Consider the following 8,306-nt stretch of genomic DNA (forward strand, 5'->3'; position numbering starts at 1 on the left):
GCCGTCACCGCCATTACCGAACCCCCAGGCGTTGCCCCCGTCCCCGCCAGCCCCGCCACGCGTTGGAACCAACGGGAACGGCCCATTGACGGACCCGCCGCCGGGTCCGCCGCGACCACCGTTGCCGATGAACCCAGCGTCTCCGCCGCGACCGCCGGCTTGGCCGGCAGCACCCGGCGCACCGTCGCCACCGTTGCCGATAAGCCACCCACCGTCGCCCCCATTCTGACCGGGTGCAATCCCGTTGGCTCCGTCACCGATCAACGGGCGTCCGGTCAGTGCCTTCGTTGGCGCGTTCACCGCATCCAGAACCTGTTGCTCTGCCGCGGCAAGCGCATTGGCCGCATCCGCGCTCGCATAGGCGGTCGCGCCGGTTTGCAGGTTGCGCACGAACTGGTCATGAAACGTCGCCATTTGGGCACTGATCGCCTGATATTGCTGGCCGAGCGACCCGAACAGTGACGCGAGGGCCATCGACACTTCATCGGCGCCCGCAGCCGCGATGGCCGTCGTCGGGAAGGCAGCGAACACGTTGGCCTGGCTGATCGTCGAGCCAATGCGCGCCAACTCCGTTGCCGCGGCGTCAACAACCTCAGGTACCGCAATCACGAATGACATCTGCGTCCTCCAAGCGCCCTCGTAGGCCAATCTCCGCAAAGTGTGCCGAGGAGCCCTGAGACGAACGTTTAGAACTTATGAAATGCGCTGGTCGCACCGGATCGGGCGGTTAAGCCGCAGACGCTGAGCAGCGAGGCCGATCCGCACCACAAGATTGGCGGTGCCGGTGTCGAGACAATGGCTCGAAGAAGGCGCACCCACTAAAGCCTGGACCACACCTTCCTCAACGGCGACCGCGGCACGGAAGTCCAACGGGGCGTTCACGCCGACAGCGATCAATTGCGCTGGCCGCAACGGATAGTTGCGCTCGCGCGGGCGGCGCGAGGCCAGACAATCACCGGCTGTCTGACGCTGGGCCGCCGGATTCGCCTGCGGCATATGCCTGTTGCTGGTGCAGCACAGCTACCGCCCCTTCGCAATAACCGGCAGCTAACGCTAACGCACCCGCCGCCTTGCTGAAGCCGGCGACACCCGATACACCGGGCAAGCCGAACGGATACGCCCCACACAACGTTGCCGTCCCTGCCGGCGGCGCCGGCTCCGGAAGGCGCGACACGACGTTGTTGTTGACCCAACAACCGAAGGAAGTCCCGCCCGAACCGCCGCTACCTGTCAGCGGCTTGATCCGGTAACGGCGACGGTGACCCCTTCTATGACGTTGCGACGAGTGGCCGAACGGGTCGGTGTGGGTAGCTGTCAACGGCCAGTTTGATGTCCCCACTGGTGGCCAACTAAAAGTCCCCACTCCATGCGGGGGGTTAGCGGCGGCGACCACCTCCTTGCTTGAGTTGGGACTGGCGGAGTCGGTGGGACTCGCCATCGGTGATGACGATGCTGCAGTGGTGCAGCAATCGATCGAGGATGCTGGCCGCAGTGGTGTGTTCGGGTAGGAACCGACCCCATTGCTCGAACGGCCAGTGTGAGGCCACGGCCAGTGAACGGCGCTCGTAGACGGCGGCGATGAGCCGGAACAACAGTTGGGTGCCGGTGTCATCGAGTGGAGCGAACCCTATTTCATCGAGGATGAGCAGATCGTTGCGCAGTAGGGTCTCGATGACCTTGCCGACGGTATTGTCAGCCAAGCCGCGATAAAGGGCCTCGACGAGGTCGATGGCGGTCAGGTAGCGGACCTTGTAGCCGGCGTTGACGGCGGCGATGCCAAGCCCGATCAGGGTGTGACTCTTACCGGTCCCCGGCGTTATCAACGGGTAGCAACACACTCGAATCTATGTATGTGACAAGGGGGTTGATCAGGGATTCGTCATCGTTGTTGCCGGTTTATCGGCGGGTGTTCTTCGACGTGAAGGAACGGCAACGATGGCGTATCCGGTGGCGGTGGCTCCGGTGGGTGGGCAGCGGACCTGGACTGTGCTCGGCGAGGACTTCGCAACGGTCGCTCCGGTCGAGGAGTGGATAGAGGCCCACCGGCACTTGTGGTCGCCGAACACGGTCCGCGGTTATGCGACGTCGTTGGTGCAGTGGTGGAGCTTCCTGGAACAGCGCGGGCAAACCGACACCTGGTGTGATGTCGGGGTCCCGGCGGTCAGCGCGTTCCTGTCTTGGCTGCGCAACGGCCGCACGGTGGAGCACAGTCTGGCCGCACCGGAGCACCCACCGACGCCGCCGACGTTGGAAGCGCGTCTGGCAGCGCTGATTTCGTTCTACCGGTGGCACCACGCGGTATCCGGGGTGATGGTGGCGGGCCGGCTGCTGCGCGGAACTGCTCGGCGCCGTCCGGCGCGGGGGTTGTTGGCGCACCTGGATGGACGCCGCGAACCGGCGGCGTCATCGTTGGTGCGGGTGCGTCGCGGCCGCAGCCCGGACCGCCCGCCAGTGCTGCTGCCACAGCAGATCCAGGCGATTCTGGATGGCTGCGCGGTGTTCGACCCCCAGGCCGGGGTTTGGCGCGGCAATCTGCGCGACCGCTTCTTGTTCGCTCTGCTGGCCGAGACAGGGATGCGTCTGGGTGAAGCGCTGGGGTTGCGGATCGGTGAATTCGTGCTGGGCCGTGGCGGCAGTGCCTGCGTGGAGGTTGTGTCCCGCGAGGACAACCCCAACGGGGCGAGGGTCAAGATGATGCGGCCGCGGCGGATATATGTGGGCGCGGATCTGGAACGGTTGTTCGCCGACTATCTCACCGATATCGCTTGTCGGGCAGCCGAATCCGGTGTCGCCTTGACCGAGCAGAACCCGCTGCTGGTCAATGTGGCACGCCCACCGCTGCTGGCGGCGCTACGGGAGACCACGGTGCGGGAGAAGGTCACAGCGTTGCGCCGACGCGGGATCGGCCCGCCCGACTGGACGCCGCACTGGTTTCGCCACACCCACGCGACCGCGCTGCTGTTGGCCGGGACACCGGACTGGGTGGTCTCACGGCGGCTGGGTCACGCCCATGTGCAAACCACCCTCGATCTTTACAGCTGGGTCCGCGAGGACGAGGCACTGCGCGCGGCGGCGAACTGGAACTCCTACGCCAGCGGCTGGCAGGTGGTCGATCAGTGACCAGCGGGCGGCGGCGATCCCACCATCTTCGCCCGGCCGGTGGGAAGGACCCGATCTGGCGACTGTGGGAAGCACTACCACCGCAATGGCAGGGTCCGGTGCTCGGCGAGGGTATCAGCGACTGGGCATCGATCACCGAGAACGATTGGGCGCGGCTGGATCTGAGCGGGCTACCCGACCCGTATGCGGCCGAACTTGCCTGGATGGCGCACTGGCAGGCCTGCGACGGCACCCGAGTATCGGTGCTGGCGATGGCCCAGCTGGCTCACATCGTGCGCCACGCGGCCGGCGAAGGCCACCAGTTGCCGGCGTCGATCCGCCAGATGGACTGGGAGACGGCCCATGAGTTGCAGAGCTGGTACTACGCCACCTATCGGCGGCGGCTGCCCGGAGGCCAAAGCCACCGCCGGCTGCGGATCGTGTTCGGGTTCGCCCGCCAGGCACTGATCGCGGCCTGCCACGACGGGCTGTGGTGGCAGCTTGACGACTGGCATCCCCGCTGCGACCCGCGGATCCCGCTGACCAACCGCGAACCGGTCGCTAACTACGGCTGCTCACCCGGGCAGCTCACCCAACCCTGGCTGCGGGCAGCGGTCAAATGGCACCTGGGCACCATGCTGGAATCTGGTGCGCTGCGCTGGACCAGCGTCAGCCAGGAACGGATGCCCAGCCTGCGGCGCTTCGACAAGTGGCTGACCACCTGTTTCGAAGACCCGACCGATGTTCTTGGCGATCCAGCGGCGGCGGTCGAGCAGGCTGCGGCGTTCTCCCGCTGGACCGCGCAGCGCCCCAACCGCGCCACCCGCGCATCCGACACCCGCCATCTCGGCAAGGCCGTGCCTGCCCGGTCAATCAACGACGACCTGCGCGCGGTCGCCGGGCTGCTGGAGTTCGTGGCCGCCAACCCCGGCGAAGCACGCCGAGTCCTCGGCCCTGGTCCCTGGCAGCAGGTCACCACCACCCACGCCGACAGCTGGTTCGGCCGGGTCAGTCGCATCCCCAACCGGCGCGAGTTCAACGACGCCTATTACATCGACGACCACGCCCTGGCCCAGATCACCGCCGCGCTACCGCTGATTGGGCTGCCCCGTACCGAGTCGATGACGATCACCCGCGGGGATGGCACCACGATCACCGCCGCCGGGCTCGATGACCCGCAGGTCATGCGGATGATCCTGCTGCAGATCCTGACCGGTCGCCGCTCCAGTGAGATCCGCACCTGCGACTTCGATTGCCTCTCGGCTGCACCCAGCCCGGCCGGTGACGACGACGGCCAGGAGCTGGTACTGGCGAAATTCCGCTACGCGCAGAGCAAGATCGACGTGGCACCCGACACCATCCTGGTCGACCGTGAAGTCACTAAAGTCATTGCCGAACAACAACAATGGGTCCGCGACCACACACCCAGCGGCGCCGGGCGATTCCTGTTCGTGCAACGCATGGCCAACCGCCGCGGCGACAAGGTCTACCCACCCGGCAGTAACAACTGGGTGCTGCGCAACTTCAGCGACCTCGTGCAGATCACCGACGCCAAAGGCCGCCCCGTGCGGCTCAGTCACACCCACCGGTTTCGCCATACCCGGCTGACCCGGCTGGCCGAACTCGGACTGCCCATCCACGTGCTGCAGCGTTACGCCGGGCATGCCACCCCCACCATGACGATGCACTACATCGCCGCCCGTGACGAGCACGCCGAGCAGGCGTTTTTGGCCACCGCAAAACTGCGCGCAGACGGCACTCGCATCGAGCTCTCCAGCGACGACCACGACAGCCTGCACCTGTTCCGCCGCGCTGACCGGTTGCTGCCCAACGGATGGTGCATGCTGCCCCCGCTACAGTCCTGCGACAAAGGCAACGCCTGTCTGACCTGCTCGGTGTTCGTCACCGACGCCACCCACCGTCACGTCCTGGACCGCCAACTGCACGACACCGCCGAGCTGATCGAGCGCGCCAGCACCGAATTCGAGCAGCGTCACGGCCACCCGATGCCCAACGACAACGTGTGGCTATCCCAGCGTCGCGCCGAACACGCTGCCCTGGCCCGGCTTCTCGACACCCTCGACGCCGCTCCCGCCCAGGCCACCCACGGCACGACATCCACCTGCAGCCGTCCCGCCGGGCCGGTCACGCTGACCCTCGACCTCACCAGCCACCGCAGGAGCAGCCCATGACCGACTCCCGTAACCGCCGCATCACCGCACTGACCGAAGCAGCAAAAACCAAGTCCCAGAACAAAACCCGCGACGCCGAACACGCCATCCGCCGACTGGTCAAACGCGGCGATGCCATCACCTTCCAGGCCGTGCAACGCGAAGCCAGGGTGTCCCACGCCTTTCTCTACAACCACCCCGAACTACGTCAACGAATCGAACACCTCCGCGGCACCCGCGCCAAGACCGCGGCCGATACCCCCGCAGACAGCGACAACACCCTGGTCATCACCCTGACCCGCCAGATCGCTGAATTGAAAAAACAACACCACCAGCAACTGCAAGCACTCCGGGACGCGCTGCAAAGGGCACACGGTGAAAACCTCGACCTACGCCGCGAACTCGCCCGACGCGGCATCCAGACAGCCACCAACGTCGCATCAATCGCAACAACGTCCTGACCAGCACAAACACGACTATCTTGCGCTCAACCCCGCGATAACCACCGGCCCGATAATCGCCAGATTCGCTTGTGCGCGAACCCATTCCAACCTGGACAGGTAGTCGAAGGTGGCTTGCGGGATGGACGAAGCGGCCACGTCGAAGGACTCGAGGGTCTTGGCGACGGGGAACCCGGCGGCCTTGAGTCGATGTGCCGTGTTGGAAGCATCCCGCGCGGCGACCTCCGCCTCGATGGGGGTGCGTAGCACCTGTTCGGGCGCCCAGCGCTGGATGGTGGCGGTCAGCAACACCTCTGGGGCACTGCGTCGCACAGTGGCCAGTTTGAGCCGCCGCAGTCCAGCGTCAAGGTCAGCGGGCAGGTCCGGGGCGACCTGCTTGGGTGTCGTGGTTTTCGCTTGGTTCATGCTGGTCATGAGGAGGCGCTTTCGGTGTCGGCGGTGGGGAGTTTGTAAGCGTCCAGCGAGCGGGTCGGCGCGGTGGGCAAGTCGAGCACCAACGCATCCCCGGCCGGGCGCGGCTGTGGTGCCGCAGTGCCGGCAGCCAGAATGGAACGCACGTCGGCGGCGCGGAACCGATGAAACGCCACCGCGCGGTGCAGTGCGGCGACCAACGTCTCGACGCCGTGCGCGGCCCCCAGGGCGAGCAGGACCTCAAGCTCGGAGCCCAGGCGGGTGTTGCCGATTGCGGCTGCGCCGACCAAAAACGCTGCGGCGTCTGGGCCGAGGTCGCAGAACTGTTTTTCCACAGTGGTTTTCGGTCGCGGACCCCGACTCGGCGTTGGGCGTGGTCCGGGATAGTGGGCGTCGAGGACCGACGCCGTGCCCGGCGCGGCCAGCTCGTGTTCGGCGAGCACCTCCCCGCCGCCGGGTTCCACGACCAGCAGCTTGGCGCCGTCAACCACCACGCGCACCGTGCTGCCGATCAACTGGGTGGGCACCGAGTAGCGGGCTGAGGCGTAGCGGATGCACGACAGCCGGTCCACCTTGCGGGTCACCGGCGGCGGCCCGATCTCCAACCGCAGCGAGGGAAGCGGTTGCAGCACTGCCCGTTCCACGGTGATTCGGTCGTTGGGCACAGCGCAGATCTCTGAATGCATGGCGGCGTTGACCTCAGCACACCACGCCCTGGCTGCCACGTTGGCCGCGTGTACGTCGACCGGGCGGCCCGCCAGCTGCGCCTCGGTCAGCAACGGCACCACCATATCGGACTGGGCGTAGCCGCACAGGTTCTCCACGATCCCCTTCGACTCGGGGTCCGCGGCGTGGCAAAAGTCCGGACGGAAACCGTAATGCGTTGCCAGCCGAATATATTCGGGCGTCGGCACCACCACGTTGGCGACCACAGCGCCCTTGAGACAGCCCATCCGATCGGCCAGTACCTTGGCCGGCACCCCGCCAATAGCGGCCAGCGCCTCGGCGATCAACCCCAGCGTCGTGGTCGCGTTCTCGTTCGCGGCGAAGGCAACGAACCGCCACCGGGAGAACGCCAGCACCGCGCAGAACAGGTGCAGCCCTGCTCCCACGTCGGCCCAGTCGATCACCAGGTACTCGCCCGGTGTCCACACCGCAGGGCGGCGGCCACGGTGATTCTGCCTGCGCCACACCGCTTTTTGCCGTGCCACCAGGCGCCGGAAGTTGCGGGCCGAGCCCTCATAGCCAGCTGCTCGGGCGACCGGTAGTAGCCGCTTGGCCGAGATCCGGCCCTTCGACGCGGCGACCCGTTCGGCGACCACCTCGGTCACTGTGTCGTAGTTGTGGCCACGCTCGGCACGCTCGGGCCCCCGCACCCGCACCCGCACCCGCGGCCTCAGCCTGGGCACGCTTGACGGCCCGTTTCACGGTCTTATGGGTCGTGCCGCACAACTCCGCAGCACCCCGATACGTTCCGACCTCTCGATAGGCGGAAATGATGTCCATACGCTCACCCTCCGATTTCAATGGGAGACCTCCTGGGTTGGTGACGGATGACGGCTGTGCAACCATCACCGTCATCGCCCAGGACCTCAGGTCCCGGAAGACACGACAAGCACGGAGTGGGGACTTCTAACTGGCCACCAGTGGGGACCTAGAACTGGCCACCAGTGGGGACTTTTTCATGGCCACGGACAACTGGTCAGAATGTGCTCGGTTGAATCGTGCCGAGGTTCAGGCTGAGCCGAGATCTGGCCAGTGCCAGGGAATTACGTGACAAGCGTTTCGAGTACATCGATCCGGCAGCGTGGCTCACGATGAACGCGGGAGAAGCCGTGGCTCGGTGGTCCTGTTGACGACGGTTGAAAAGTAGGCCACGTGGTCGTGGTTATTGTCTCGTGTTGTCTGCCCGGGCGGAGGGCAGGGTGTCGATTCCGGTGTCTTTTAGGCGGTAGCTGGACCCTTTGAGGAGCTAACGATGACTAGTACCGCAGATGGGAGAGTGCCCCCGGGGCCGCGCAGCGAACGCCGGCTTTCAGGACGTTCGGCGCAACCGTCGCACGTCGTGTTCAACGCAGCCCACACGATGTCATTTGCCACCGGGAAGGGACCACTGGTTTGCCACCAGCTAGGGACCACCTGTTTGGCTCAGCGAGCATGATGT

5 protein-coding genes and 4 pseudogenes are annotated in these 8,306 nt (G+C 66.1%); 3 read left to right on the forward strand and 6 right to left on the reverse strand.

Annotated elements, in window-relative coordinates; genetic code table 11:
* The 3 genes and pseudogenes from AWC07_RS05880 to AWC07_RS05890 all read right to left on the reverse strand — a co-directional run.
* Positions 1-618: PE family protein (locus AWC07_RS05880; protein WP_139829566.1), on the reverse strand; the 618-nt coding region annotated here is incomplete at its 3' end.
* A 75-nt stretch (positions 619-693) separates the two neighbouring features.
* Entirely contained in the window at positions 694-996 is a 303-nt protein-coding gene (locus AWC07_RS05885; protein WP_036411279.1) for a hypothetical protein, read from the reverse strand.
* Positions 997-1,376: 380 nt separating this feature from the next.
* Positions 1,377-1,811 (reverse strand): annotated as a pseudogene (locus AWC07_RS05890) (ATP-binding protein); the annotation flags it as partial.
* 124 nt (positions 1,812-1,935) lie between these two features.
* On the opposite strand from AWC07_RS05890, the gene AWC07_RS05895 reads away from it, so the two are divergent.
* Genes AWC07_RS05895 through AWC07_RS05905 form a run of 3 tightly spaced genes read left to right on the forward strand, consistent with a single transcriptional unit; the run spans position 1,936 to position 5,731 of the window.
* Positions 1,936-3,120: a tyrosine-type recombinase/integrase gene (locus AWC07_RS05895; protein ID WP_036411278.1), complete on the forward strand. Its 1,185-nt coding sequence runs from the start codon at positions 1,936-1,938 to the stop codon at positions 3,118-3,120.
* Positions 3,117-5,291: a tyrosine-type recombinase/integrase gene (locus AWC07_RS05900; protein ID WP_085104992.1), complete on the forward strand. Its 2,175-nt coding sequence runs from the start codon at positions 3,117-3,119 to the stop codon at positions 5,289-5,291. Before AWC07_RS05895 ends, AWC07_RS05900 begins: the two co-directional genes overlap by 4 nt.
* Positions 5,288-5,731, forward strand: coding sequence for a DUF6262 family protein (locus AWC07_RS05905; RefSeq protein WP_036408629.1), 444 nt, complete (start codon positions 5,288-5,290; stop codon positions 5,729-5,731). The genes AWC07_RS05900 and AWC07_RS05905 overlap by 4 nt, the downstream gene beginning before the upstream one ends.
* 45 nt (positions 5,732-5,776) lie before the next feature.
* Here the strand turns inward: AWC07_RS05905 and AWC07_RS05910 are convergent.
* The 3 pseudogenes from AWC07_RS05910 to AWC07_RS30005 form a co-directional block, all read right to left on the reverse strand.
* Positions 5,777-6,136 (reverse strand): annotated as a pseudogene (locus tag AWC07_RS05910) (ATP-binding protein); the annotation flags it as partial.
* A 5-nt stretch (positions 6,137-6,141) separates the two neighbouring features.
* Positions 6,142-7,669, reverse strand: a pseudogene (gene istA / locus AWC07_RS05915) (IS21 family transposase).
* Positions 7,670-8,030: 361 nt separating this feature from the next.
* A pseudogene (locus AWC07_RS30005) lies at positions 8,031-8,111 on the reverse strand (IS21-like element helper ATPase IstB); the annotation flags it as partial.
* Positions 8,112-8,306 lie beyond the last annotated feature (195 nt).

Origin of the sequence: Mycobacterium gastri (genome assembly GCF_002102175.1) — a bacterium.
Lineage (GTDB): Bacteria > Actinomycetota > Actinomycetes > Mycobacteriales > Mycobacteriaceae > Mycobacterium > Mycobacterium gastri.

Coding starts and splice junctions, on each gene's coding strand:
- AWC07_RS05905 (WP_036408629.1), top strand. CDS start 5,288: ATGACCGACTCCCGTAACCGCCGCATCACCGCACTGACCGAAGCAGCA.
- AWC07_RS05885 (WP_036411279.1), bottom strand. CDS start 996: ATGCCGCAGGCGAATCCGGCGGCCCAGCGTCAGACAGCCGGTGATTGT.
- AWC07_RS05895 (WP_036411278.1), top strand. CDS start 1,936: ATGGCGTATCCGGTGGCGGTGGCTCCGGTGGGTGGGCAGCGGACCTGG.